18 protein-coding genes are annotated in these 25,907 nt (G+C 54.1%); 10 read left to right on the forward strand and 8 right to left on the reverse strand.

All coding sequences use genetic code 11. The features are described from left to right. Positions 1 to 15: 15 nt before the first annotated feature. Both AB9F26_RS14830 and AB9F26_RS14835 read left to right on the forward strand, forming a co-directional pair. Positions 16 to 1,023 carry a LacI family DNA-binding transcriptional regulator gene (locus AB9F26_RS14830; protein ID WP_369768359.1) on the forward strand — a complete coding sequence of 336 codons (1,008 nt, stop codon included), beginning with the start codon at positions 16 to 18 and terminating at the stop codon, positions 1,021 to 1,023. Between the two features lie 97 nt (positions 1,024 to 1,120). Continuing rightward, entirely contained in the window at positions 1,121 to 2,242 is a 1,122-nt protein-coding gene (locus AB9F26_RS14835; protein WP_369768360.1) for a BamA/TamA family outer membrane protein, read from the forward strand. Between the two features lie 4 nt (positions 2,243 to 2,246). Here AB9F26_RS14835 and AB9F26_RS14840 read toward each other — a convergent pair whose 3' ends face one another. Further along, entirely contained in the window at positions 2,247 to 3,155 is a 909-nt protein-coding gene (locus tag AB9F26_RS14840) for a rhodanese-related sulfurtransferase (RefSeq protein ID WP_369768361.1), read from the reverse strand. A 97-nt stretch (positions 3,156 to 3,252) separates the two neighbouring features. Between AB9F26_RS14840 and pncA the strand changes: the two genes are divergently transcribed. The 3 genes from pncA (at position 3,253) to pncB (ending at position 7,526) form a co-directional block, all read left to right on the forward strand. Continuing rightward, a complete protein-coding gene (gene pncA / locus AB9F26_RS14845) occupies positions 3,253 to 3,858 on the forward strand; it encodes a bifunctional nicotinamidase/pyrazinamidase (protein ID WP_369768362.1) in 606 nt (201 codons plus the stop codon). 78 nt (positions 3,859 to 3,936) lie between these two features. Beyond that, the gene (locus tag AB9F26_RS14850; RefSeq protein ID WP_369768363.1) at positions 3,937 to 6,171 is read left to right on the forward strand and encodes an ATP-binding protein; all 2,235 of its coding nucleotides are present in this window, start codon (positions 3,937 to 3,939) and stop codon (positions 6,169 to 6,171) included. A 62-nt stretch (positions 6,172 to 6,233) separates the two neighbouring features. After that, positions 6,234 to 7,526, forward strand: a complete 1,293-nt coding sequence (pncB, locus tag AB9F26_RS14855; protein ID WP_369768364.1) for a nicotinate phosphoribosyltransferase — start codon at positions 6,234 to 6,236, stop codon at positions 7,524 to 7,526. Positions 7,527 to 7,532: 6 nt separating this feature from the next. On the opposite strand, the gene arfB is transcribed toward pncB, so the two are convergent. The 6 genes from arfB to AB9F26_RS14885 all read right to left on the reverse strand — a co-directional run bounded on the left by arfB (position 7,533) and on the right by AB9F26_RS14885 (position 12,668). Beyond that, complete coding sequence (arfB, locus tag AB9F26_RS14860; RefSeq protein WP_039000309.1) at positions 7,533 to 7,955, reverse strand: alternative ribosome rescue aminoacyl-tRNA hydrolase ArfB; 423 nt, start codon at positions 7,953 to 7,955, stop codon at positions 7,533 to 7,535. A 285-nt stretch (positions 7,956 to 8,240) separates the two neighbouring features. Next, a complete protein-coding gene (locus AB9F26_RS14865; protein ID WP_335584599.1) occupies positions 8,241 to 8,867 on the reverse strand; it encodes a queuosine precursor transporter in 627 nt (208 codons plus the stop codon). A 91-nt stretch (positions 8,868 to 8,958) separates the two neighbouring features. Continuing rightward, positions 8,959 to 9,855: an esterase-like activity of phytase family protein gene (locus tag AB9F26_RS14870; RefSeq protein ID WP_335584600.1), complete on the reverse strand. Its 897-nt coding sequence runs from the start codon at positions 9,853 to 9,855 to the stop codon at positions 8,959 to 8,961. Then, the gene (gene mepA / locus AB9F26_RS14875) at positions 9,828 to 10,700 is read right to left on the reverse strand and encodes a penicillin-insensitive murein endopeptidase (RefSeq protein WP_335584601.1); all 873 of its coding nucleotides are present in this window, start codon (positions 10,698 to 10,700) and stop codon (positions 9,828 to 9,830) included. The genes AB9F26_RS14870 and mepA overlap by 28 nt, the downstream gene beginning before the upstream one ends. Continuing rightward, on the reverse strand, positions 10,697 to 12,067 hold the full coding sequence (locus tag AB9F26_RS14880; protein WP_369768365.1) for an MFS transporter: 1,371 nt from the start codon (positions 12,065 to 12,067) through the stop codon (positions 10,697 to 10,699). The genes mepA and AB9F26_RS14880 overlap by 4 nt, the downstream gene beginning before the upstream one ends. A 61-nt stretch (positions 12,068 to 12,128) precedes the next feature. Then, positions 12,129 to 12,668, reverse strand: a complete 540-nt coding sequence (locus AB9F26_RS14885) for a thioesterase family protein (protein ID WP_335584603.1) — start codon at positions 12,666 to 12,668, stop codon at positions 12,129 to 12,131. 137 nt (positions 12,669 to 12,805) lie between these two features. Here AB9F26_RS14885 and AB9F26_RS14890 point away from each other — a divergent pair, with 137 nt between their 5' ends. From AB9F26_RS14890 to yaaA, 3 genes are all read left to right on the forward strand, one after another. Next, the gene (locus AB9F26_RS14890) at positions 12,806 to 13,093 is read left to right on the forward strand and encodes a YggT family protein (protein ID WP_335584604.1); all 288 of its coding nucleotides are present in this window, start codon (positions 12,806 to 12,808) and stop codon (positions 13,091 to 13,093) included. A 66-nt stretch (positions 13,094 to 13,159) separates the two neighbouring features. Beyond that, on the forward strand, positions 13,160 to 15,211 hold the full coding sequence (gene recQ, locus AB9F26_RS14895; protein ID WP_369768407.1) for a DNA helicase RecQ: 2,052 nt from the start codon (positions 13,160 to 13,162) through the stop codon (positions 15,209 to 15,211). A gap of 3 nt (positions 15,212 to 15,214) precedes the next feature. Then, the gene (gene yaaA / locus AB9F26_RS14900) at positions 15,215 to 15,982 is read left to right on the forward strand and encodes a peroxide stress protein YaaA (RefSeq protein ID WP_369768366.1); all 768 of its coding nucleotides are present in this window, start codon (positions 15,215 to 15,217) and stop codon (positions 15,980 to 15,982) included. Here the strand turns inward: yaaA and AB9F26_RS14905 are convergent. Next, positions 15,966 to 18,248 (reverse strand): ATP-binding protein, encoded by a 2,283-nt coding sequence (locus AB9F26_RS14905; protein ID WP_369768367.1) that lies wholly within the window; start codon positions 18,246 to 18,248, stop codon positions 15,966 to 15,968. The two genes, yaaA and AB9F26_RS14905, sit on opposite strands and share 17 nt — an antisense overlap. Positions 18,249 to 18,406: 158 nt before the next feature. On the opposite strand from AB9F26_RS14905, the gene AB9F26_RS14910 reads away from it, so the two are divergent. Both AB9F26_RS14910 and pbpC read left to right on the forward strand, forming a co-directional pair. Then, positions 18,407 to 23,851, forward strand: a complete 5,445-nt coding sequence (locus AB9F26_RS14910) for an alpha-2-macroglobulin family protein (RefSeq protein ID WP_369768368.1) — start codon at positions 18,407 to 18,409, stop codon at positions 23,849 to 23,851. Then, positions 23,848 to 25,902: a penicillin-binding protein 1C gene (gene pbpC / locus AB9F26_RS14915; RefSeq protein ID WP_369768369.1), complete on the forward strand. Its 2,055-nt coding sequence runs from the start codon at positions 23,848 to 23,850 to the stop codon at positions 25,900 to 25,902. The genes AB9F26_RS14910 and pbpC overlap by 4 nt, the downstream gene beginning before the upstream one ends. The last annotated feature ends 5 nt before the right edge of the window (positions 25,903 to 25,907 follow it).

Below are 25,907 nucleotides of genomic sequence, written 5' to 3' on the forward strand. Positions count from 1 at the left end.
GCATGAGGAGGTCTCGTGGCAAAAAAACGGCCAACACTCGCGGATGTCGCCTTGAAATCTGGGGTGAGCAAAATGACCGCGTCCCGTGCGCTGCGCTCGCCGCAAGGCGTTTCCAAGCAAAGCTATGAGTGCGTCCAAAAAGCCGCGCGCGCCCTTGGATATGTGGGCAACCCTTTGGCGACGTCCCTGTCCAATCGAGCGTCCGATTTGATCGGCGTGACCGTGCCCTCCATGACCAACGCCGTGTTTCCCGAAGTACTCAGTGGCATCGCGGAGGAAATCCAAGGCACGGGCTTGCAGCCGGTTTTTGGCGTGACGGAGTACGATCCAGAACGCGAATATCAGATCATCCGCCAAATGCTGTCTTGGCGTCCGGCGGGCCTGATTGTGACGGGGCTCGACCAACCCGAAGAGACCCGTGCCCTGTTGCGAGACGCCGACATTCCGATTGTTCAGATCATGGATTTGGACGGTGATCCCGTGGATTGTTGTGTGGGAATATCGAATTTTGACGCGGGAAATACGATGGCCGAGGCGTTGTTGGAGCGCGGGTTTCGGGCGTTTGGCTATGTGGGGGCCGTGGACGTTCGTGCGCGCAAACGCCTTGACGGGTTTCGATACGCGCTTGCGGAGCATGGTCTTGAGTTTGTCTCGGAAAAAACCACCGACGCGGCATCCTCAATGGTGTTGGGGCGCCGATTGACGGAAGAGATTCTATTAGAGTCGCCGACGCTCGATTGTCTTTATTTCTCGAACGACGACATGGCGGCGGGCGGAGGATTTGCCTGTATGGCGCAGGGCATTTCCATCCCCGACGCTGTGGCAATTGTGGGTTTTAACGGTTTGGAATTCGTTCAGGCTTTGCCGTGTCGTATGGCAACGTCCGTGTCACCACGCCGAGGAATTGGCAACCGTGCCGCGGCTTTGATCATTGCACGATTGGGAGAAAAAGAGCGTCCCCCTGCCGAGACAATCCGCCTAACACCACGCATTGATCTTGGTGCAATTTTGCGAAAAGAATAGCGCTTAATCCTAGAAATCCTGAACAATTGCCCCTAGTGTCCGACCTGAAGAAATGAATTTTTACGGTCCCCTCAAAGTAAATGAAAGACTTCCGACGATGCATTTGAAAAACATAGCTTTGAGCTTTCTGGCGACTCTAACCCTTGTGACGGGGGCGCATGCGCAGGGAGCGTTGGGGAAATCCACGGCGAATGGTGAAGCGTCTGTGGCTCAGGAGGCGAGCGCCTTTGGTTTTACCCATGGCAGTTTCGTCGCAGCGCCTATTCCAATTAAGAACCCTACACTGGGCTCAGGGTTTGCGCTTGGGGCGGGGTATTTGTTTGCAATGGACGATGTCTCGGACGATTCCTATTTGGGGTTAGGCGGATTTAAAACGGACAATGGAAGTTTTGGCTATGGCATCTCAGGCGATATTGCGTGGGACGAGAACCGTTGGAATCTGGCCCTAACGCTGGGGGAAGTCTCGCTGAACTACGATTATTCTCTCTTCGGTGGCGACGGCCCGAAAATTCCCTTGGAGCAAGAGGGTCGGCTGGTAAACTTCACTCTGAAATATGGTCTTACGGACGCGATGCGCCTTGGATTAAATACCGCCTACGTTGAAACGGCGTTGGGCCTAAATTCATCGGATAATTTGCCCGCAATCTTCGAACGAGACGCCGATTTGAAGATTTGGAGAATCGGCCCGATGTTTGAAATTGATACACGCAACGACTCAACCTACCCGACTGCGGGCTCACACCTGTCGATCAATAGCAATTATAACATTGTTGAAAGTAAAATTTTTGAGCGCACATATACCAAGTCGATTGCAAAACTTGATAATTACACAAGCGTAAACGATAGTTTGGTCGTTGCGTCTCAGGCAACGATTTGTAACGCATCCGAAGGCGCTCCTTTCTTTGACCAATGTGGTCTTGGCACGGTTGATGCTTTTCGTGGCTTTGCTTTTGGGGAAGTGTTGAACAACAGCTTGGTGTCGGTTCAGGCCGAGGTACGCGGCGTCGTCACCGATCGTCTAGGCTATGTGGTATTTGCGGGTCTAGGCAATGTAGGCCCCGATTTTTCCGATATGAAGTCGAAAAATATTCGGTCCTCTGGCGGCGTTGGTTTGCGCTTCCGCCTGTCCCAAAAATTCCCATTGGATTTTTCGATGGATGCTGCGCGCGCGGATACGGGCGAAGACACATATTATATCTATGTCGGGCAGCGTTTTTAACAGGCTAGCTATGTGCCCCGAAATGCCGCTCGCCACGTGCCGCCGAGAGGGCGATTTGCTTCTGCCGTTCGCGGAACCGCGTTTTGCGATCCTCAGAGGTGGTGTCGTAACACAAGTGGCAACTCACCCCATCTTCAAATTCTGGGCGCTTGGTGTCTTCTGGCAAAACAGGTTGCCGACAGGCGTGGCACAGAACATGCGGCCCTTCCGTCAGGCCATGTCCAATCGACACCCGTCCGTCAAAAACGAAACATTCGCCTTCCCACGTGCTGTCGTCTGCAGGAACTTCTTCGAGGTATTTCAGGATGCCACCCTTAAGGTGAAATACATCCTCAACCCCTTGCCCGATCAGGAAATTCGTCGATTTCTCACAGCGAATACCCCCTGTGCAAAACATCGCCACGCGCTTATTGTGAAAGCGATCCTTATTGGCTTCCCACCATGCGGGGAATTCGCCAAAACTTTTGGTTTCAGGGTCTATCGCGCCTTGAAACGTGCCAATGGCGACCTCATAATCGTTGCGTGTATCAATCACCACAACGTCGTCTTGGGTGATCAGATCATTCCAATCCTTGGGCGCAACATAGTGCCCAACCGAGGCCGTAGGATCGACATCGGGTTGCCCCATCGTCACGATCTCTTTCTTAAGGCGCACTTTCATCCGCCCAAACGGCATCTCGGCGGCGGGGCTCTCTTTGTGCTCCAGCGTCGCGCATCCTGGAAGCGAGCGCAGATGCACCAGCAAGCGATCAACACCGGCGCGCGGTCCGGCAACCGTTCCGTTCACGCCTTCGGCAGCGATCAGAAGCGATCCTTTGATTCCCTCCTCGGCACAAAGCGCAAGTATGGGCGCGCGCAGGGCGTCGGGATCGGTGAATCGGGTGAAATGATATAAGGCGGCTACAACTGTCATGGGCGTTTAAATAAGCGCATGATGGCCCGCTCGCAAGGGCTACAGTTGACGCAGGCCAAATGGCCTCTTACCAATCCTAAAACGAAAGGTTTCCTCCATGCGCCCCGCCAATGAAGCTCTCCTTGTTATCGACGTCCAAAATGATTTCTGCCCAAAGGGTGCCTTGGCCGTCACGGATGGCGATACAATTGTCCCCCTCATCAATGACATACTTGGCCAGTATCAAACCCGCGTTTTCACCCAAGACTGGCACCCTGCGGGGCACGCGTCCTTCGCGAGTTCTCACGCTGATAAAGCCCCGTTTGAAATGATCGAGATGCCCTATGGTCCGCAAGTCCTCTGGCCAGATCACTGCATCCAAGGCTCAATCGGCGCCGCGTTTCACCCCGATTTACGGACGGCCTCCGCCGACGTCATTATTCGCAAAGGCATGAACCCGTCCCTTGATAGCTATTCCGCGTTCTTTGAAAATGACCACGTCACACCTACGGGCCTTGCGGGGTATTTGTCGGCGCGCGGCATTACGTTGGTGCGCCTTGTCGGATTGGCAACGGATTATTGCGTTTTCTACTCGGCCCTCGACGCTGCGGGCCTTGGGCTAGATGTCGAAGTTGACCGCGCAGCCTGTCGCGCCATTGATTTGGACGGGTCCCTAAAAGCCGCCGAGGCGCTGATGGTAAGTAAAGGTATAAAATTGCTTTGATTTTTCTACGAAAGATAAGTGATTTTTAAACTCTAGCTGGCAGGGTGCTCGTATATTGCGCATCGGAACCCAGCGGAAATGACCTCATCGGCTAAATCACCTACGGACGAAATCAAGGAATTCGAGGCCCGCTATACGCCTGAAGGTCTCTTCCTTCGCTATGGCCGCGCGCGCGTGCGCGATTTTCGAAGCCGGCAAATTGTAACCCTTGGGGGATCTATTGCCCTTGCATGGCTCGTGTCCCCGTTCTTTGGGCTGGCCATGGCGGTTTTGGTTGTGTGTGGCGAGGTGTTGGATTGCTTTTGTCTCTATCGCCTCACCAAGGCGGATTTATCCCCAAAAGACCTTCCCCGAGCGCTAAAATTAAGCTCTGTGACGGCCTTTATTCAGGGATGTACGCTTGGGCTGTGTGTCCTTTCCACGTGGTATTCTGTTGCCGACGGGTCGACTCACTATTTTGCAATGATTTTCCTGACGAGCGCATCCATCAATGCTGGGCTTGTGTGGGAATATCACAAACGGGCAAGTAAGGCGCGGCTCTCGGTCTATGCCAGCGTCGCGATTTGGTTGAGTTTTTGGGACGTTTTCGGGTCTTCAGGGATCGGAAATCCAAACCTATTGGACACGCTGGCAACGGGCATGCTGGCCTATATGACGTTCCTTTATATTAGCTATGCGAATTCCACCTTCAAACGGCGACTCGCGAATAGTAGGAATATTTTTGAACAAAAGAAAAAACTTGCAGAGATGCACGCGACCCTCATTTCAAAGGAATTGCATTCTCGGAATCTCGCATTGGTGGCGCAGTCTGCCAATGACAGCGTGATTATTTCGGGCCCTGACCGCCGGATTGAATGGGTGAACCCAGCTTTTTCAAGAATTACCGGATACGATCGAGAAGAAGTTTTGGGCAGGAAGGTGGCTGATCTCCTGAACGGTCCAGAAACCGATCCGAAGACGTTAAAAGCCATCGCTGACGCGCTTGACCAACACAAATCAATTCGGGTTGAAATTCAGAGCCACACGAAATCGGGAGAGATCGTTTGGGTCGATGCGAATATTACGCCGATCATTGCCGAAAACGGGACTCTCGCCAAAGTGATTTCGGTGGAGCGTGACATCACACAGGCAAAAGAACGCGAGAAAGAGTTAGCTCTCGCAAAGGTCGCAGCCGAAGAGGGCGCGCGGACCAAGGCCAATTTTCTGGCAACCATGAGCCACGAAATACGGACACCCCTAAATGGGATCATTGGCATGGCCGATTTGCTTAAACAAACAAAGCTTGAAGGCGATCAAGGAAAGTATACGGATACGATCCTCAGTTCAGGCGAAGCGCTGCTGCGGATCATCAATGATATTCTCGATCTCTCCAAACTGGACGCTGGAGGCATTAAAATCCTGATGGAGCCGTTTTCCCTGTCTCGTTGTCTCACGGAGTCCGTCAATCTTCTGGCACCATTGGCGGAGGAAAAAGGCATTGGAATTAAAGTGGAGTTCCTCCCCGATACACCAGATTTCTTTGTCGGTGACGTTGGACATATCCGCCAAATCGTTATCAATCTTGTTGGCAACGCGATAAAATTCACGCCCCAAGGAGAGGTGGCCATTTGTGTCAAAACTCAACCCGTTGACGCAGGGAATTTAATTGAAATCGCCGTCAAGGATACAGGTATTGGGATTGCACCTGAGGCCCTGTCGCGGATTTTCGATGAATTTTCTCAGGCTGAAGAGGATACCACCCGCAATTACGGCGGTACGGGATTGGGGCTCACGATATCACGCAGATTTGCCCTTGAAATGGGGGGCGACATTCACGTCCAATCTACCATTGGAGTAGGGTCGTGTTTCACGCTGTCGCTCACGCTATCCGCGCACTCCGGTGTCGAAAACCTGCGGCCTCTGGAGGCCGCGCCCCTTTCGAATGTATTGGATCTACGCGATAAGCGTATCCTTGTCGCCGAAGATAACGGTACAAATCGCTTGTTAATCCGAAAAATGCTAGAGCGGCACGCGGGTGATCTTCAGTTCGCTCAAGACGGCATTGATGCCGTGGAGCAGTACAAAAAACACAGGCCAGAATTGGTGTTGATGGATGTTTCAATGCCTAAGCAGAACGGCTTACAGGCGACACGGTGCATTCGAAAATTTGAGGAAGAGGATGGATCGCGCGCAATTATTATTGCGCTTACGGCCAACGCTTTTAATAGTGACCGCGAAGAATGCCTAAATTCAGGCATGGACGGCTTCCTCACAAAACCGGTAAAAATGAAAGAATTGTTGGATTGCGTCAGCTTTCACATTGCACAACGCTAGTTCTAGCTTTTCGAATGGCGCCCTATGCCCTATCACAAAGGGAACTTAACGGGGGCTGAGCAATGGTCGATATCGCGTCACGTGTGTACAACCACAAATGGAAGATTGACCCGATCGTTCGGTCTTTGATTGACACAGATTTTTACAAACTGCTGATGTGCCAATCGGTTTTTCGAAATGAACCCACCGCAATTGTCACGTTTTCCCTTATCAATCGCAGCAAAAATATCCGTTTGGCGGATATCATTGATGAAGGCGAATTACGCGAGCAGCTCGACCATTTGCGCAGCCTTTCCCTGAGCCGTGGAGAGAGCACCTGGCTGCGCGGGAATATGTTCTATGGGAAGCGGCAAATGTTTCGCTCCGATTTCATGGAGTGGTTCGAAAAACTCCGACTACCCGCCTATCATCTCGAAAAAACAGACGGGCAATATGAGCTGACTTTTGAGGGGACTTGGCCAGAGGTCATGCTCTGGGAGGTCCCCGCCCTTGCCATTTTAGTGGAATTGCGCAGTCGGGCCGTCACGGCGGATATGGGCCGGTTTGAACTTCAGGTTCTATACGCCCGCGCCATGACAAAAGTCTGGGAAAAAGTCGAGCGGTTGAGACATGTTGACGGCCTCAGGATCGCAGATTTTGGAACGCGCCGTCGCCATTCCTTTATGTGGCAGGATTGGTGCGTTCAAGCCATGCAGGAAGGTCTCTCGGAAAAATTTGTTGGCACCTCGAACTGCCTGATTGCCATGCGCCGCGAAGTTGAAGCGATTGGCACCAACGCACATGAGTTGCCGATGGTTTCCTCGGCTTTGGCTCCCGATGATGCGACGTTGCGCGAGGCTCCCTACAAAGTTCTTGCCGATTGGCATGAGGAGCATGAGGGAAATCTTCGCATTATTCTGCCCGACACATACGGCACAGAGGGATTTTTGCGTGAAGCTCCAGATTGGCTCGCCAGTTGGACGGGCATTCGGATCGACAGCGGCGATCCCGCAATAGGCGCAGAAATCGCGATCAATTGGTGGAAAGAACGCGGCGAAGATCCCACGAAAAAACTGGTCATTTTCTCTGACGGTCTCGACGTTGAGAAAATCATTGAACTGCAAGCAATGTTTGCGGGTCGCGTGCGCGTATCTTTTGGTTGGGGGACACTACTGACCAATGATTTTCGCGGTTTGGTTGAAAACGATGGCCTTGCGCCTTTCTCATTGGTCTGCAAAGCAGTCAGCGCCAACGGCCATCCCACGGTCAAACTCTCTGATAACCCTGCCAAGGCGATGGGGCCCCCCGAAGAGATCGCAAGATACAAACGGGTCTTTGACGTTGGTGAGCAAACAGCCTTTAATGTCGAAGTCTGAGGCAGGCTAGTCGTCTGTATTGACGCGCCCGCGTAGGGATTTCACCTGCCCACGCTGAACTTTTCCTTCAACCCGCCGCCGTTTGCTCGCGAGGGTTGGGCGTGTTTTGACGCGGTGTTTTGGGCGTTTTAGAGCCGCAAGAATAAGCTCTTTTAAGCGCTCTCTGGCGATCTCGCGATTGCGTGCTTGGCTCCTCGTGTCCTCAACGCGAAGGATGAGCGCGCCTTCCAGTGTCCATTTTCGACCTGCAAGGCGTTTTAGTCGGGTCTTGGCGTCCGCCGGAAGGTTGGGGCTGCGAGCCGCTTCAAAGCGTAACTCAACTGCCGTGGATACCTTATTAACGTTCTGTCCCCCAGGGCCGGAACTGCGGGTGAAACTCTCTGAAAGTTCCCAGTCTGCAAGAGTTATGGCTTCGTTGATAACTAACATGTGTTAAGGATTTCCTGCTCGGCCCTTTAGAGAGTTAACATGCACGTCGTTCAACGGAAAGAGCCCTAGTGAAACTCACTAGGGCTCCCCTCGAGAAGTGGAGGTGGCTAAAAGGGCGAAACAGAGCCCTAGAGCTGGATTATATTTAGAAGGACTGCCTCCTAAACATTTCCCCGCTCGTGACCTTAGCCATCTGCTCCTGTTTCCCAATAATCATAGGCACCTCCTTTCAAGTTGTTACGATAACTAGAAGCCTGCCACATATTTAGGGATTGTCAAAATGTTTTACGCTACATTTGGATGAAGTTTTGTAACAATGACCCGAAATGGCACCAAAGCGATTAATGCGAGGGCGAGTTTTACCGCCCAATCGGCGCAGGCCAACGACACCCACAAAGGCGCCGCCGCCCCAAATCCAAGGAAGGGGATGCTCTCCCATGCCCAACTGATCGCGGCATCAGATTCGGCGCCAAAAATCGTAATACTCGCTGCAAAAGCAATGGTGAAAAACAGTGCGGTATCCACCACGGATCCGACGAAGGTTGAAGCGAGGGGCGCTTTCCACCATTTCCCATCCCGAAGGCGATTGAAAATAGAGATGTCCAATAACTGGGCGACAAGAAAGGCAACCGCGGAGGCAACAGCAATTCTGAGGGCAACGAGGGGGCCGTATTCGCCGATGATTTGGGTTCCGATAAGCGAGCAAATAATGCCAACGAAGAAGCCCACGAGGACAACACGCCGCGCGGCGGAAACACCATAAACGCGGTTCATGATATCCGTCACAAGGAACGCAAGAGGATAGGTAAGGGCGCCCCACGTGAGCCAGTCGCCCAGCAAAAATTGCACTAGAATGTTACTGGTCACAACAATGGCAGCCATGGCGAGGACGCCAGGAAGAATTTTCTTCATGTTTTGATTCCGTTTTTTCAAGGTAGCGGAGACTCGGCCCCACACCTTGCGGGACGGGAGGCGTTTAACCAACGGAACCACAACTTGCAAGCTATTCCGTCAACGAATACTCGACAATTTCGCTGCGCAGAAAGAACTTGAAATTGTTGTCTGCGATCATGGTCAGGCGGGTATTTCCCAAAGCGTCGCGCCAAACGGACAAGCCTTCGAGGTTTCCGTGTTGCCCGAACGTGCTTTCCAAAATGACGTCTTCTTGTCCAAAATCATTCCCAACTATATCAAATCGACGGACACGGGATTGGAAACCCGCGAGCACGCTGAAGTTCCTTTCCAGCAAATAGAATTTTCCATCAGGCCCAAATTCAGCGTCCACAGGCAGGTATTTCCCACGCCTTTCTATGGTGTCGAATAATTTCCATTCGCCGTTGAAATAGCGAAAGACCGAATGCGGGTTTGTGTGTTTGGAAACCCCTTCTGCGAGGGTGAACAGCGCGCCGTTAGGGGCAACAGCCAGTGCCTCAAGCGCGCCGTTTTTTGGCAATTTCATAAAGCTTGGGGGCACGGGAATGTCGACGGCTTTACTCAACGTATTGCGATAGGACAACACGCGGGCTGGGCCCTCAAACGAAACAAAAATTTGCCCGTCTTTTCGCACGGACAACCCTTCGGAGTCATTTTCGGGCTTGAGAACGGGAAGCCCCTCCGTACTCAATAGGGGGGTGGATCGTTCGAGGACGACCTTTCGTATGACGTTGTTTTCGCGCAATAAATGACCAGAGAAGAAAGTACCGTGGTCCGTAATTGTCAAGAATTTGTCGCCAGATGTATCCAGCGAAAGTCCCGAAAAACCACCATTCTCAGGGCTGGTTTGCGGTACCAGAATAGAGCCGACATAGCGGGCTTTTGACGTGATACCGGTTGCTAAACCTTGAGAAAACAGGCCGACTAAGGCCAAAACCGCTATTGCGACGATAAAACTTGAGCGCATTGGCTGGGAAGGTCCGATAAAATGAGTTCACGACGTTTTTTAGGGGGCGGTGCGTTTGGATCGCGGGGCTCTGGCGCGGGAGGATTTAAAATGTTCGCAACCCATTTTTCGGCTTCCGCACAACCGTCCCCCTTTGGAGGAGGAGCTTGATCGACGCAGTTTTTCTCGCCTTTGGGGCAGGCAAGTCGTACGTGGAAATGATAGTGATGGCCGCCCAAGGGGCGAATTTTTCGCAACCAGTTGCGGTTGCCTTTTTCATCCTTACACATTTGCACTTTAGCTCCGGGAAACAAGAAAATCCGTGCAACCCTTTTGTCTTTTGCGGCTGCTTTTAGGATGTTGTGATGCGCTTGTGTCCAGCTCGAATTCACATAAGCACCTTTGTTTTTGCGCATCGAAGCCGGCGAAAGACTTTCGCGATCCTTGCGCGAGAGAGTCAAGTTTGCAGCGGGCAGCATCCATATATCCGCATCCAAACCAAGTTGATGGCTGACGTGCCCCGACGTCATTGGCCCCCCGCGCGGCTGGGACATATCGCCAACATAAAGGCCATTCCAGCCCGGTTGTTTTGCTGCAGTTTTTGACAGGTTCTCGACAAATTCAATCATATCCGCATGCGCCCAGTTGCGGTTCCGCGACAGGCGGATCGCTTGCCACGTTGGGCCAGTTTCGGGCAATTGCTGCGCGCCCGCAATGCATCCCTTGGAATATTCGCCAAAGGACATGGACTGATGATTTGTACCCGTTTTCTTGGCCCCAAAGAGGGCGCGCGCTTCGGGTTCGGCCGCCATACTCGGCGCAGAAGCGAGGGCGAGGATAACAGTCAATATGCCGCGCAATTTCATGCGGTTTGATCTCCTTGGGGTTTCACCCAGACTAACAGGACGAGGCCGATAATGAATAGCGCAATTAAGGGCGTTATCCCTATCCGCGCGTTTCCGCTTATGTCCGACGTCAATGCCACCAAAGCGGGCGCAAGGAAAGAGGTGGCTTTGCCCGACAGCGCATAAAGGCCGAAAGCTTCGGTGGCATGCAACGGGTTTGCATGGCGGACCATCATTGTCCGCGAACTCGCTTGCAACACGCCGCCCATGCCGCCAATGAGGCCGCCGCAAATGAAGAAAATAATGTCAGGTGCGCTGGAACCCTGCAAAAATTGGATGCCGAAAAGGCTCTCGCGCGTCATCGAAACCACAACAATACAAACGCCAATCAGGACGAGGATCGCGACTTTTAAAATGGGTTTTGGCCCCGTCCTTTGATCGATATGCCCGCCGAAATACGCGAAAATCGCCGCCGTAATGGCCCCCACAATTCCGAATATCCCGATCTGAATGATTGACCAATCAAGCACCGCTTTCGCATAGAGCGCCCCAAAGCCATAAAGCCCGTTCAGCGCGTCGCGATAAAAAAGACTGCTGGTGAGAAAGGCAAAAAGGCTACTGCGTTGGGGCAAGGATTTAATGGTTTTCCACAGGGACCCAAGAGCGGTTTTTACGCCGCCCTCTGTTGCATTTTCGCGGGGTGTTTCACGTACCCAAAGGAAAAACGGGATCATCCCGATGATAAACCAAAGGGCGGTAAAAGGGCCGACAAACCGAGTGCCTTCACGCGCTCCGCTCTCAAGTCCGAACAGAGGTGAAATGCCCAAAAGAGTCACCCCCGTCGCATTCTCGGCAAAGAACAAAAGCATGATAAAAAGCGATATTACCCCGCCCCAATACCCAAGCGCAAACCCCGATCCAGAGATACGTCCGATGTCCTCGGGGGGCGCGAGGGTCGGCAGGATTGAATTGGTGAAAATCGTGGTGAACTCCGCCCCGATAAGGCCAATACCAAAAAACATCAGGACAATCGCGATGTTGAAATTGCCAGGATCGGCGAACCATAAGCCTCCAGCCCCCAAAACATACAGCACCGAAAACGTTTTAATCCAGAGCGTTCGCCGCCCCGAACTATCGGCAAACGCGCCCAAAACGGGGGCAGAAAAAGCGATAATAAGGCCGGTGATCGAAAGCCCGTATCCCCAATAGGCCTGCGCTTGGGCTTTTGCGGCATCGGGCGTCATGCCCGAAGTCATCAGCGAGTTAGCGACGATTTCCGCAAAATAAGGTCCGAAAATAAAGGTCAAAAGCAACGTATGATAAGGTTGGCTAGCCCAATCAAACATCATCCATCCCCAGATGCGTTTCTTCGCGGAAACCTCTGTCATGCCTATTCCTCTACGTCTTTTTCAAACAACTGAATAGAGAAGTGGCTCTTTGCGCAAGGTTTTAGAGGGCGTCCTGCATTGGTGGCCACGGGCGTTGACCTTCGGCACCCACCCAAGCGGCGACCCATTCTGGCATCGCGGGAGCAGCCGTTTCCACACCCATCGCCGTCATAACGCGATCTGTCGCAACAATCCCGTTGCGATCCGTTATCGCCATTCTGAACAGCGCATGGCTCGTACATTCGCCCTTATACCACATCGATTGCTCCAGAAAGATGAACCGCGCATCCCACGTTACAAGGCGACTGTGCATTTCGAGGCGGTCAAATGCGCGCACGCGGCGTCGGTAACGAACGCTCGATCCGGCTACCGTTAGACCCCATTTCTGCGCCTTCAGCGTTTTCATAACGCCAGTACGTGTGGCCAATGGAATACGCCCAAGGTCATAAATCGAAAGGGTGCGACCATTGTTAAGCTCGAACCAAAAATCCAGATCCCAAGGCCAGCAGATGTGGTGCGAGACATGCGTTTCCCCAAGTTCGAGCGCAGGGGCATTTCGGAACTTAACGACTTCTTTGCCCATTCGGAAAAACGGATACATTGGGAACTCCTTTTTGCATTGGCTTGGCGCGTAACTGACCTGTCGTCAATACCTACGTCGCGGCAAATCCACCTAAACTCTTGTCAGCGCGCGCTACGACCTTTACTTGAGGGAAACAAAGCAAAAAGGTTCGGTTCATGTCTTCACTCTATCAAATTCTAAATCTGCTCATCAGTGTCGCGTGGTACATCATGATTGCGCACATCATCATGAGTTGGCTGATTAACTTTCAGGTTCTGAATTTGCGCCAACCGCTTGTCGCGCAACTTTGGTTTGGGTTGAACAAATTACTTGAGCCGATTTACAGTCGAATTCGCCGTTTTCTGCCCGAAATGGGGGGGCTTGATCTCGCGCCGCTGGTTACCTTTCTCGCGCTGATCATCGTCCGCATTCTTCTTCAAAATAACGCAGCGCTTTTCTTCTAGGATCGCTTGCCCTTGCGCACAGCCTGTGGGATTGTGGTGACAACCAAAAAAGCAGCACCACAGGCCATGACCACCGCGCAATCGCTCCTCTCTTCTGTCTTCGGGTTTGATGAATTTCGACCCGGCCAAGAGGAGATCGTTGATGCCGTTACCAACGGCAAAAACACTCTCGCGATCATGCCAACTGGGGGCGGAAAATCGCTGTGTTTCCAACTTCCCGCATTGGTGCGTAGCGGTGTAACGGTTGTTATTTCCCCGCTGATCGCCCTTATGCGCGATCAAGTGCGTGCTCTCAAAGAGGCGGGGGTCGAAGCCGGAGCCTTAACCTCTGGAAACACCGAAGAAGAAACCGCACTGGTGTTTGAAGCACTGGATGCAGGCCGCTTAAAGCTGTTATATCTGGCGCCCGAACGGCTTGCGAATGGCGGCACGATGAACATGTTGCGCCGCATCGGCGTCAGTCTCATTGCCGTGGACGAGGCCCATTGCGTCTCAGCTTGGGGCCATGATTTCCGTCCCGACTACCTCAAAATCGGCGAGTTGCGGGAGCTTCTTGGCGTACCCCTCGCGGCGTTCACGGCAACTGCCGATCAAGAAACCCGCGATGAAATTGTCGAGCGCCTCTTTAATAATGTGCAGCCAGAAACCTTCCTGCACGGGTTTGACAGGCCCAATATCCACCTGAAATTTGAAGCAAAAGATGGCCCGCGCGGGCAAATTCTGGCCTTCGCCGCCGCACGCAAAGGCCAGCCGGGGATCGTTTATTGCGCCAGTCGTGCGAAAACCGAGGCCCTCGCCAAAGCCTTGCGCGATGCTGGCCACCACGCATTACATTACCATGGTGGAATGCAGGCCGATGATCGCCGCATTGTGGAAAGCCGGTTTCAGCGGGAAGACGGCTTGATCGTCACCGCGACCGTGGCCTTTGGTATGGGCATCGATAAACCCGATATTCGATGGGTCGCCCACGCAGATTTGCCCAAATCCATCGAAACGTATTATCAGGAAATCGGCCGTGCGGGTCGTGACGGGGCCCCAGCGGAAACCCTGACGTTGTTCGGTTCCGAAGATGTTCGCCTGCGCAGGACCCAAATCGACGAAGGGCTCGCTCCACCTGATCGGCGGATGGCGGATCATGCGCGTCTCAATGCGTTACTCGGATTGGCCGAAGCGCTGCGGTGTCGCCGTCAAAACCTGCTGTCCTATTTTGACGAGGAAAGCCAGCCTTGCGGAAATTGCGACCTATGTGAAACGCCCGCGGATATTTTTGACGGCACCATCGCGGTGCGAAAAGCCCTCTCCGCGATTTTGCGCACGAATGAATATTTTGGCGCGGGCCACCTCATCGACATCCTCATCGGGAATGTGTCGCCAAAAGTCCGCGAACGCGGCCACGACGCTTTGCCAACTTTTGGCGTTGGAAAAGAGTTCAATAAGCGCGAGTGGCAAGCGATTTTCCGGCAAATGATGGGGCATGATTTGGTGCGCCCTGACGCCGAGCGATACGGCGCCCTTCGGATGACCCAAGCGGCGCGCCCCCTATTGCGCGACGAAACGACGATTGAATTGCGGCGCGATCTGATTAAAAAGGCTTCCGAAACTCGAACGCCTGCCATCAAACGCATGGTTTCCGACGAGGATGAACCTCTCCTCAGCGCGCTAAAAGCCAAACGCCGCGCCCTCGCCGAAACGGCGCATGTTCCCGCCTATGTTGTTTTCAACGACAAAACACTTATCGAAATGGCGGAAACGCGCCCGAAAAATCTCGACGATATGGCGCGTATTGGCGGCGTCGGTGCGAAAAAACTCGAAACCTACGGTGCGGTTTTTCTGGAGGTCATCGTTGGGGCGACAGCCGAAAACATGCACCCCTTGCGCCGAAAAATAGCGGGCAGGGCCTCGGGGGATGTTTTTGACAAGCTTGCCGAAACACAGGTTCGACTGGCGCGCGGCGAGTCTGGATTGGATAAATACCTAAGTTGCAGCACGTCCACGCTGCGCCATATCGCAGAACGAAAACCGGCGTCGTTGGATAATTTAGAACGTGTGTCCGGTATGGGGGCGGTAAAAGCTGAGCGCTTTGGCCCCGCGTTTCTTGAAGTTTTGAAAGAAGATTGAAAAATGCTAACCGTAATCTCCCCCGCAAAACGTTTGAATTTTGATCCCATTGATGGCCCCGTGTCCTTTCCGCAGTTTCAGGAGGATGCTACCTCGCTCGCGGCCACCGCGAGTCGCCTTTCCGTCAAAAAGCTTCAAGAACTAATGTCTATTAGTTCAGATCTCGCCAAACTCAACGCGCAAAGGTTTCGCGATTTTGAACCGGAATCGACATTGGAAAACGCCAAACAAGCGGCCTACGCCTTTGCGGGTGACACCTATTTGGGTCTCGAAGCTTCGAGCCTAGATGCCGACGAGATGGATTTCGCACGTGGGCATTTGCGGATATTGTCGGGCCTGTACGGCGTGCTGGCACCTCACGATCTCATTCAACCCTATCGTTTGGAAATGGGCAGCCGATTAAAAACGCGCCAGGGAAAAACGCTGTATGCATATTGGGGGAGCCGAATTGCTAGGGCCCTCAATGATACCGCCCAAGCCAGTGGCAGCGATATCCTCGTAAATTGCGCGTCCAAGGAGTATTTCACGGCCGTTGATCAATCGGTGCTCAACTTGAAAATCGTGACACCCCAGTTTTTGGAAGATCGTCCTGGCGGGCCGAAAATAATTAGTTTTAGCGCCAAGAAAGCACGCGGGGCGATGGCGAGATTTGTTATTCAAAACCGTATTGAAGATCCCCAAGGCCTTCGCGATTTTGAAAGTGGCGGGTTTCTGTTTGCTCCTGAGCGCTCGACCCCTGAGCAACCCGTGTTTATTAAGCCAATGGCGTAGCTTCCAACGCCTCGGTTGGTAGTCGAATTGGCAAAGCACCATGAGGGAGGTGTTTCTCTATTTTTTCGAAAATAATGGCTTTTCGAAGGGGTTTGGTGGAATATTCATCCAAGCCAGCTTTCAAAATTTCGTCCTTATCCTCGGGCATAGCATGGGCCGTGAGCGCGATGATGGGCGTGTGCTTTAATCCATCTTGAGTTTCGATTTTCCGAATCGATCGTGTGGCTTCCTTGCCGTCAACTTCTGGCATGGAAATGTCCATAAAAATAACGTCGGGTCGAAAACTCTGGAACAATTCAATGGCCTCACGGCCGTTGTTCGCAAACTTGAGGTCGATATCGAGATTTTTAACCATCTTTCGAAAAACCAATTGATTGGTTTTATTGTCCTCTGCAGTAAGCACGCGCATTCTGCGAGGCGACCCGTCAATGACCTCATCTTCGGGGGGGGTAGGATTGGGCGCAACAATGTTTGTCTGAGCGGCTGTCGAGGAATCGGTTGGCAGGGCCGGAATGAGTTGCGCCGGATCGGATAGAATGGTGGAAATACGTCGCAGAGCGCTATGGAGGTCGCACTTGCGAATGGGGTATTGCAGGCATTGAGCCGTTTTCGCGTTAGCGGGAAGCACCGTTTTTCCAGAAGCAACCAAAAGGATCGGTTTGTTCGCCCCTGCCTCAGTGATTTTTTCAATAATTTCATGCGCCCCTAATCCATGAAAACTCACACCGACGACAAAAAAATCAGCAGCGTTTTCCGCCAGAGCCAGTGAGAGCGAGGGAGGTGCGATGGTTTCAATCCCCATAGGATTCAACTGTGTGGCAATGATATGGGCAAGTTCCGATTGGTCTTCGAACACATAGGCGCTCGATAGATTCTCGAAGTGTTCAGCGCTAATATGGGCGGGCCCCGTAGTCGTCTGTAGTTGAAGTCTGAAGCTGAAACATGACCCAACGCGATATTGCGACGTCACCCAGATTTTGCCGCCCATTAACTCAACCAGTTGTTTAGAAATTGCGAGGCCCAGTCCGGTGCCCTCAAACTTCCTGTTCCGGTCATCCTCAACCTGGTTGAATTCCCCAAAAATATAGTCGACCATATCTTCGGGAATGCCAATGCCCGTATCCGTAATCGAGACTTGGATATTAGCCACGTTCCGCTGATCTGAAGCCAACTCCAAAACTTGTACTAGGACGTGGCCTTTGGGGGTAAACTTGACGGCGTTTCCTATTAAATTGGTTAATATCTGGCGAATACGTCCTGGGTCTCCCAAATAGTTCGAAGGCAAGTGCGGAGCATAATCGATAATGAGGTCGATACCCTTGTCATGGGCCGATGGTTGCAAAAGCATGAGTATTTCATGGAGATTCTTCTCTAGATCAAATGGTTCTGGCTGAAGGATTAGTTTTTCCGCTTCGATCTTGGAGTAGTCAAGAATGTCATTGATAATGACAAGGAGCGCTTCGCCCGAGTGTTTGATGGTATCAATATACAGCTTTTGCTCGTCGTTCAGCGGGGTGTCCGAAAGGATGTCGGCCATGCCTACGACACCGTTCATGGGCGTGCGGATTTCGTGGCTCATATTGGCTAAAAAGGCAGATTTTGCGCGATTGGCGGCCTCGGCCTTGGTGCGTTCTTCTTTCAACTCCGCTTCATACCGAATTGTTTCGGTAATATTGATCGCCAAAGACACGGTATCGCCGGCGTCCGCCCGCCGATCGATGAGCTTGATAAACTGGTTGTTCCACATTTTAAGGGTACGAGGTTCAATCTCGGGGGATTGCCATCGATCGAGCATAGACTCCCGCCACTCGGCGCGCGTCTCGCCCTCGGTATCAACAATGCCTTCATCGCTAAAAAACTCAAGGATTTGGGAATAGTTGATCCCCGTTCGCACATCTTCAAGTTCGTCGAAAATGGCCAAATACGCGCGATTAGCAGAAATTAGGTTGCTGTCTTTGTCAAAAACGGCAAACCCGTCCGGAATGGTTTCAATGGAATCCCAAAGACGGCGTTCCGCAATTTGAACTTTGGTTTCCGCATTCCGAAGGTCAGATAATACTTGGTGCTTTTCGTTTTTTAGCGTTGCAGCAGCGCTTCGAACATCCTTCACTTCTTTGCGTTTTTCGACAATTTGATTGGATAGCGCGCGGGCATGATCCCCCAGCCGCGAATTCGCGTTGAACAACTCCGATTGTTTTTGCTCTAGCAATCGCTCCGCCGCAAGACGTGCGCGCCGTTCTTGAGCTAGCTTGTTGGCGATGTTCATTCCAAAATTATGCCCCGAAGAATGCTTTCGAAGGCGAGTTTGGGCGATTCTGGTAAAAAGATTCTTAAGGACATCTAAATTCGCCTGATAAAAGGCAGCCAGTGGATTTTTAACAAAATTTGTGCAACCCTTCGAACGACTAATTTTGAGGGTTTCCCATGCGCATTATTTTTGCCGTTTTCGCTTTTCTCTTGCTCCTGCCAATCAGTGTCGCCGCGCAGGATGGCATGCCGGACCGGCGGTTCTCGATTTCCCGTGATTTGGATTTTTACGGCGCTGATTTACAGTCCATTTTTGATACAACTTTCGAGGTTTGCCAGCGCACCTGTCTGGCCGATACTCAGTGCAAAGCCTTTACCTTCAATAAGCGCTCTAATGCCTGTTTCACCAAGAAAAGTGTCGAAGATACAGTCGCTTATGAAGGGGCGCTTTCGGGCCGTGTCTGGGATAATGACCCTCGATTGGTTGCTTCTGCTGAACAGCGATTGACTGAAATTCACTTTGTCGGCCAGCCCCTACGCGATGGGGCTTATACGTTGGCGGCAAACCTTGGTCAGTATCACTATAGTGGCGAATGGGGTGCCGAAGACCTGTTGAATTCCGCCAGTGATCGTGAGGCCAATGGCGATCTGATGAATGCTCTGCATTTTGTTGGCGGCGCACTCTCTCTAACGGATACGTCGGATTTATGGGTTGAATATGCGCGTCTTGCATTGGCCGTGAAGTTTGAGAACAGCGCCACACAAAACACCTATCGCCAACGCGCGATGTGGGCCGCGATTAATGGATATATTCGCGCAGTTAACAATCCGCAAAAATCCAACGCGCTTTTCCAACTCGCGCTCGCGTTTGAAGCAAACAACCGTGGTCGCCAAATGATTTCCGCCCTCAATAAAGTTGCCGAAATCGCGCCACGGGCCGACGCCGACGCCCTGTTGGAAACGGCCATCGCTAAATACGGATTCCGCATTACCGGACACGAAATTGAGAGCGATTTGGCCGCCCCTCGGATCTGTGCAACCTTCTCCGAAAATCTGGTCGCCGCTGGGGTGGATTATACATCCTACATGCAGTTTCCAAGTGCCTCGCTTGCCGTAGAAGTCGAGAATGATCGCCTCTGTATTTCGGGTCTATCCCACGGCGAACGCGCCAAATTTACCTTCCGCCAAGGGTTACCTGCAGCCAGTGGCGAGACCCTCGCAAAAGACGTCGAAATCACCGGATATGTCCGCGATAGAACCCCCAACGTCAGCTTCCCAAGTCGCGCTTATGTCCTTCCAAAAACCCCCAATGCCGCCTTGCCGATTGAATCGGTTAATGCGAGCGAGATCGACCTAACCCTGCGCCGCGTTTCGGACCGCAATTTGTTGCGCGCCATTCAGGACAACTACTTCGGTCGCCCCATGTCCACATGGACCGAGCAAACCTTCGCCAGTGAAATTGCCGAAGATATCTGGACGGGCACGGCAACCCTCACGCAAGACCTCAACCAAGACGTCACCACGCGCCTGCCGCTTGATGAAGCACTTGCGGGGCAGCCTGCGGGAATCTATGCGCTCAAAGCCAGCATTCCGGGCACCGATCCCTATGATAATCCGCCCGCAACCCAGTGGTTTGTGCTCTCTGATCTTGGGGTCGCTACAGCGAGTGGCATTGATGGGCTGCATGTATTTGTGCGCAGCCTTGCGAGTGCCGACGTAAAGTCCGGCGTGACGGTCATCTTGCTTTCTGAGGCGAACTCCGTGCTGGCCGAGGGGCTAACCGATGCAAAGGGTTATGTTCATTTTGATGCGGGGCTCACTTTGGGCACTGGCGGCCGCGCGCCTGCGCTTGTGACGGTCACGGATGGCGAAACCGATATCGCGTTTCTCTCGCTCAAGGACGCCGAATTTGATCTCTCGGATCGCGGCGTAGATGGGCGGCCTCCCGCGCCTCCGATTGACGTTTTCATGACCACGGATCGCGGCGCGTATCGTGCGGGCGAGACAGTAAATGTGACCGCTCTTCTGCGTGATCAAGCTTCCCAAGCGCTGCAAAATGTGCCTGTAACTGCCATTCTTCGCCGCCCCGATGGGGTTGAATATACGCGGCAAGTTTCTACCTCCTCCGAGATGGGCGGTCACGTGCTTTCGCTGCCAATTGCCGCCACGGCGCCGCGTGGGAAATGGACGCTTGCCTTATATGCCGACCCTGAGGTCGCAGCTCTCGCAACCCAAACCTTCCTTGTTGAAGACTTCCTCCCAGAACGCATTGATTTCACCTGGGATTTTGCCGACACCCCTCTGCGCCCGGGACAGGATATGTCCGTGGCTTTTGATGTGAAATACCTCTTTGGTGCCCCCGCCGAGGGGATGGGGGTTTCTGGTTCCGTGTCCTTAAGAGCGTCTGAGGGCCTAAGCGCCTATCCTGGGTATCAATTCGGCCGCTACGACGAGAGTTTCTATGCCGAGCGCACGTATTTTGACGGCGGCGATACCGACGCCCAAGGGCTGGCAAACGCTGTGCTCACACTCCCCGAAAGCGATGGTGCAAATCGCCCTCTGAGCGCTGATTTCACCTTTTCGGTCACCGAAGGGTCGGGCCGTCCTGTTGAGCGCCGCGAAACCCGCGATCTTGATCTTGCGGGATCGGTCATCGGGATCAAACCCCAGTTTGACGACGTGGTCGCCGAGGGCACAGCTGCCGAGTTCCTAATTCTAGCCATGGACAAGACCCAAACCCCCGTTGCGATGGATTTGGTCTATGCGTTCAATCGCGTGGAAACCACCTATCAATGGTACCAACAATACGGCAATTGGGACTATGAACCAATCACCCGCCGCACCCGCGTTGATAGCGGTGCCCTCACCTTTACGGGCGATCCAATCACCGTAAGCACCCCTGTTGAGTGGGGCCATTATGAGCTGGTCGTGGAGCGCGCAGGCGGTGAAGCCCTCTCAAGTTCGCTGGACTTCTACGCCGGTTGGTATGTGGCCGCCGATGTGACCACCACGCCCGACGTGCTCGACGTTTCCTTGGACAAAGCGAGCTATGTTCCGGGCGAAACCGCGACACTGCGTTTTGTGCCGCGCTATGCTGGCAAGGCCTTGATTACGGTCATGTCAAACCACCTGATTGATATGCAAATGATCGACGTGGTTGAGGGCGAAAACACTATCTCCCTCCCCGTCACCGAGGCTTGGGGCGGCGGCGCATATGTGACAGCCACGGTCATCCGGCCCATGGATGCGGCGACCAAACATAATCCCGCCCGCGCGCTGGGTCTGTCCTATGCGCCCGTCGATCCGGGGGCGCGTGTTTTGACCGCAACTTTCCTAACACCAGAGGAGGTCGCCCCGCGCGGCCCGCTCGATGTTTCGCTCAAAGTCGACGGAATAGAGCCACATGAAGACACTTACGTCACCATCGCCGCCGTCGATGTTGGCATTCTCAATCTCACAGGATTTGAGGCCCCCGATGTGTCTGGTCACTACTTTGGCCAGCGCCGCCTCGGCGTCGGTCTGCGCGATATTTACGGCCGTCTTCTGGATGGCATGAACGGCGCGATGGGCGAAGTACGCTCGGGTGGCGACGCGGCCCAAAGCGGAAGTTTTGACGCACCGCCCCCCACCGAAGAACTGGTCGCGTATTTCTCGGGTCCGCTCAAAGTTGCCGCCGATGGCACGGTCCAAACCACCTTCGACCTACCCTCCTTCAACGGCACCGTCCGCTTGATGGCCGTGGTCTGGTCGGACACCGCCGTGGGCGAAGCACAGGCCGATATCCTCGTGCGCGATCCCATCGTTGTCACGGCTTCTGTACCGCGCTTTATGGCCCCCAACGACACTTCGCGCCTATTGCTCGAAATCGTGCATGCAAAAGGCCCCGCAGGTCACATGGACATCGCGGTTTCCTCCGCGGGTCTTGATCTCGACATCACCGCTTTGGTCACAGGGTTCGAGTTGGCCGAGAAAGGCACAGCGCGCCTGACGGTTCCCATTCGTGCCACGCATACGGGCCTTCAGGAAATCGCAATTACCCTGATCACGCCTGACGGAAAAATCTTGGAAAAAACCCTAACGCTCCCCGTGCAAAACAACGATCCCGCCGTGATGCGCACCAGTCGCTTTGACCTCGCGAACGACAAAAGCCTGCTCTTTAACAACGACGTTTTCGCGGGCCTCCTTCCGGGAACGGGCGAAGCCACTTTGGCAATAGGCACCCTCGCACAGTTTGATGCCCCCGGCCTTCTGTCCGCGCTGGATCGATACCCCTATGGCTGCACCGAGCAAGTCACCTCCCGCGCGATGCCGTTGCTCTATCTAAGTTCCGTTGCCGAGGCGATGGACCTCGATACCCCCGAGGGCCTCAACCTGCGGATCGATCAGGCCATAATCGAGGTTTTGGCCAATCAATCTTCCAGCGGAGCCTTCGGTCTGTGGCGTCCGGAATCCGGCTCTCTTTGGCTTGATGCCTATGTGACCGATTTCCTGTCGCGTGCACGCGTCACGGGGCATGACGTGCCCGATCTCGCTCTGCGCTCTGCCTTGGACAACCTGCGCAACCAAGTTAACTACAACGCCGATTTTGACTCTGGTGGCGAGGGTCTTGCCTACGCGCTCCTCGTTCTTGCCCGCGAAGGGGCGGCGGCGATGGGCGATTTGCGTTACTATGCCGATGTAAAAGGCGACGCTTTCGCAACGCCCCTTGCCCAAGCCCAAATAGGCGCGGCACTGGCGAGTTATGGCGATCAAACCCGCGCGGATCGGATGTTTAAGAAAGCCGCCGTTTCCCTCTCGCAGATGGAATCTGACCGTGATCGTCAATACTGGCGCGCTGATTTCGGCACGAACCTGCGCGATACTGCCGCGGTTATCACCCTTGCTGTGGAATCTGGTTCCACCGCGCTGGATATCGACGCCCTCACGCAATTGGTCACTCAAAACGGCGAAACCACGCGCTCTACCCAAGAAAATATGTGGACGCTCATGGCCGCGAATGCCCTGCTTGAGGATCCCTCCGTCGCAGGCTTCACGGTGGATGGCGTCCCCGCAACTGGGCCACTTGTGCGCGTGCTTGACGCCCAAACCAATGCGGGACAATCGCTCGATATTCGCAACCAATCGGGAAAATCCCAGCAAGTCACCGTCACCACCTATGGCGTCCCCGAAGTGCCCGAACCCGCGCGCGGCAACGGCATGAGCATCACCCGCAGCTATTTCACCATGGATGGCGATGCTGTAACTTTGGACAGCGTTAGTGCCGGAACCCGACTGGTCACCGTCCTTGAAATTGCCCCCTTCCGCAATCTCGAGGCCCGCCTGATGGTCGCCGATCCCCTCCCTGCAGGCTTTGAAATCGACAACCCATCCTTGCTGCAAGCGGGCGATATCAAATCCCTCGAATGGCTCGATTTGGATATCTACGTCGAAAACGCCGAATACCGTCAGGATCGCTTCCTCGCCGCCGTAAATCATCGGTCCGACAAAGCGTTCAATCTGGCCTATATCGTACGTGCGGTTTCTCCCGGCGACTATCATCACCCCGCCGCCAGTGTTGAAGATATGTACCGGCCTCAATTCCGCGCCCATACCGATTCTGGCCGCGTTTCTGTCGTGGAATGATACTCAGACACATCACATGGCGGGGGCTCGTTTTCCTCGCCGTGTTCCTCCTCATGCTGGCAACTTTGCGCGACCGGTTCGACCAATGGGTGCGCGACACAGAGCTGCCCCCGATCGTTCAGGAAACCTCGGTCGAAGTGCGGGATCGCAGCGGCGCACTGCTTCGGGCCTATACCACTTCGGGCGGGTATTGGCGCCTTGCGACAACCTTGGATCACGTCGATCCGCGCTATGTCGATATGTTGATTGCCTTCGAAGATAAACGCTTTTTCACCCACAATGGGGTCGATTTGCGCGCCATGAGTCGTGCCGCCAGCCAAGCTATTTGGAACGGTCACATCATCTCTGGCGCGTCCACTCTTACCATGCAAGTCGCGCGTCTGCTTGAGGGCGGAAGCACGGGGAGTTGGCAAGGGAAAATCCGCCAAATCCGACTGGCCTTGGCGCTCGAACGCACCCTCACCAAAGACGAAATCCTCACGCTCTATCTCAACCGTGCGCCGTTTGGCGGCAATATCGAAGGGGTGCGCGCCGCGTCTCGCGCCTATTTCGCTAAGTCCGCCCGACGCCTGACCGCCGCCGAGGCCGCGCTGCTCGTGGCGCTCCCCCAATCGCCAGAAGGGCGTCGTCCTGACCTGAATTCCGAAAATGCACATCTTGCCCGTGACCGTATTTTAGACCGCCTCGCGTTGGCAAATGTACTGCCCCCCGACGAGATTGTTGCCGCAAAAACAGAGCCTATTCCGAGGAATAGACACGAATTTCCCCGTCTCGCGCCGCATCTCTCGGACCGCGCAATCGGTCAAGCTCCGCTGCGCAGCGAGCACTATCTTACGGTTGATGCGCGGCTTCAGGAATCCCTTGAGGCCCTCGCCATTACCGCCCTCAGAAACCAAAACGAGTCGATGCAGGTCGCAATTCTTCTCGCCGATCACACAACGGGCGAAATCCTCGCAAGTGTCGGATCGGCGGGGTACAAAAACACGCGTCGCCGTGGGTTTGTCGATATGACCAACGCCGTGCGCTCCCCCGGTTCAACCCTTAAGCCGCTCATCTATGGCCTCGCGTTTGACCAAGGGCTCGCGCATCCCGAGACCCTGATCCAAGACCGCCCCACTGCTTTTGGCTCCTACGTGCCGCAAAATTTCGACGGTCAGTTTCGCGGCCTTTTACCGATGCGAAAAGCGCTCCAACTTTCGCTCAATATCCCCGTGGTTTCCCTCACCCAAGCGCTTGGCCCCGCGCGCCTCGTTGCGGCTCTAAAACAGGCCGGCGTGACCCCCATCATTCCCGGTGGCAAAGCGGGTCTAGCGGTCGCTTTGGGCGGGGTTGGGGTCACATTAACCGATCTTGTCACCCTCTATGGCGGCCTCGCCGAAGGCGGCCAAACGCGCCCGCTTTATTGGCGCCAAGAAGACGAACCGATCCGCACAGGTCGCCGTTTTTTAACCCCCATTCCCGCATGGTACGTCAACGATATCCTTTCCGGAGTCGCGCCCCCAAAAAACGCTCCCAAGGGTCGGATCGCCTACAAAACCGGCACGAGTTATGGCCACCGCGATGCATGGGCGATTGGCTTTGACGGTAAATTCGTGGCGGGCGTTTGGATGGGCCGCGCCGATGGCACATCCTTGCCCGGCGTTTTTGGCGGTGAGCTTGCCGCGCCCATTCTGTTCGAAGCCTTCGCCCGCCTAAACCAGCCAACCTATCCCCTTGCCCCGCCACCCGCCGCCGCACTTACGGTTTCATACGCGGACCTCCCTCAGCCCTTGAAGGAATTCCGGGCCCGCGACGCCGCCTTTAGCGCGCCGCTAGGTGGGCCGGAATTGGCCTTCCCCCCCGATGGGGCAATCCTTGAGAAGATGGATGTTTTCGTCGCCAAAGTCCGCGACGGAGAAGCGCCATTCACATGGCTTTTGAACGGAGCGTTAGTGGAAGCTGGCACGCGCGCGCGCGAGGTCTCACTGCCCTATCCGGGGCGTGGATTTGTCTCGCTTTCGGTGATCGATGCGCAGGGCCGTTCCGCGCGCACCGATGTGTTTGTGAACTGACTTAA

It is taken from the genome of Falsihalocynthiibacter sp. BN13B15 (assembly GCF_041205415.1).
Lineage (GTDB): Bacteria > Pseudomonadota > Alphaproteobacteria > Rhodobacterales > Rhodobacteraceae > Falsihalocynthiibacter > Falsihalocynthiibacter arcticus.

Excerpts from the sequence above, each read along its gene's own strand:
- AB9F26_RS14850 (WP_369768363.1), top strand. The coding sequence starts at position 3,937 with ATGACCTCATCGGCTAAATCACCTACGGACGAAATCAAGGAATTCGAG.
- AB9F26_RS14910 (WP_369768368.1), top strand. The coding sequence starts at position 18,407 with ATGCGCATTATTTTTGCCGTTTTCGCTTTTCTCTTGCTCCTGCCAATC.
- AB9F26_RS14865 (WP_335584599.1), bottom strand. The coding sequence starts at position 8,867 with ATGAAGAAAATTCTTCCTGGCGTCCTCGCCATGGCTGCCATTGTTGTG.
- recQ (WP_369768407.1), top strand. The coding sequence starts at position 13,160 with ATGACCACCGCGCAATCGCTCCTCTCTTCTGTCTTCGGGTTTGATGAA.
- AB9F26_RS14905 (WP_369768367.1), bottom strand. The coding sequence starts at position 18,248 with ATGAACATCGCCAACAAGCTAGCTCAAGAACGGCGCGCACGTCTTGCG.
- AB9F26_RS14835 (WP_369768360.1), top strand. The coding sequence starts at position 1,121 with ATGCATTTGAAAAACATAGCTTTGAGCTTTCTGGCGACTCTAACCCTT.
- mepA (WP_335584601.1), bottom strand. The coding sequence starts at position 10,700 with ATGAAATTGCGCGGCATATTGACTGTTATCCTCGCCCTCGCTTCTGCG.
- AB9F26_RS14890 (WP_335584604.1), top strand. The coding sequence starts at position 12,806 with ATGTCTTCACTCTATCAAATTCTAAATCTGCTCATCAGTGTCGCGTGG.
- AB9F26_RS14840 (WP_369768361.1), bottom strand. The coding sequence starts at position 3,155 with ATGACAGTTGTAGCCGCCTTATATCATTTCACCCGATTCACCGATCCC.
- pbpC (WP_369768369.1), top strand. The coding sequence starts at position 23,848 with ATGATACTCAGACACATCACATGGCGGGGGCTCGTTTTCCTCGCCGTG.
- yaaA (WP_369768366.1), top strand. The coding sequence starts at position 15,215 with ATGCTAACCGTAATCTCCCCCGCAAAACGTTTGAATTTTGATCCCATT.
- AB9F26_RS14885 (WP_335584603.1), bottom strand. The coding sequence starts at position 12,668 with ATGTATCCGTTTTTCCGAATGGGCAAAGAAGTCGTTAAGTTCCGAAAT.
- pncA (WP_369768362.1), top strand. The coding sequence starts at position 3,253 with ATGCGCCCCGCCAATGAAGCTCTCCTTGTTATCGACGTCCAAAATGAT.
- AB9F26_RS14880 (WP_369768365.1), bottom strand. The coding sequence starts at position 12,067 with ATGACAGAGGTTTCCGCGAAGAAACGCATCTGGGGATGGATGATGTTT.
- AB9F26_RS14870 (WP_335584600.1), bottom strand. The coding sequence starts at position 9,855 with ATGCGCTCAAGTTTTATCGTCGCAATAGCGGTTTTGGCCTTAGTCGGC.
- pncB (WP_369768364.1), top strand. The coding sequence starts at position 6,234 with ATGGTCGATATCGCGTCACGTGTGTACAACCACAAATGGAAGATTGAC.
- arfB (WP_039000309.1), bottom strand. The coding sequence starts at position 7,955 with ATGTTAGTTATCAACGAAGCCATAACTCTTGCAGACTGGGAACTTTCA.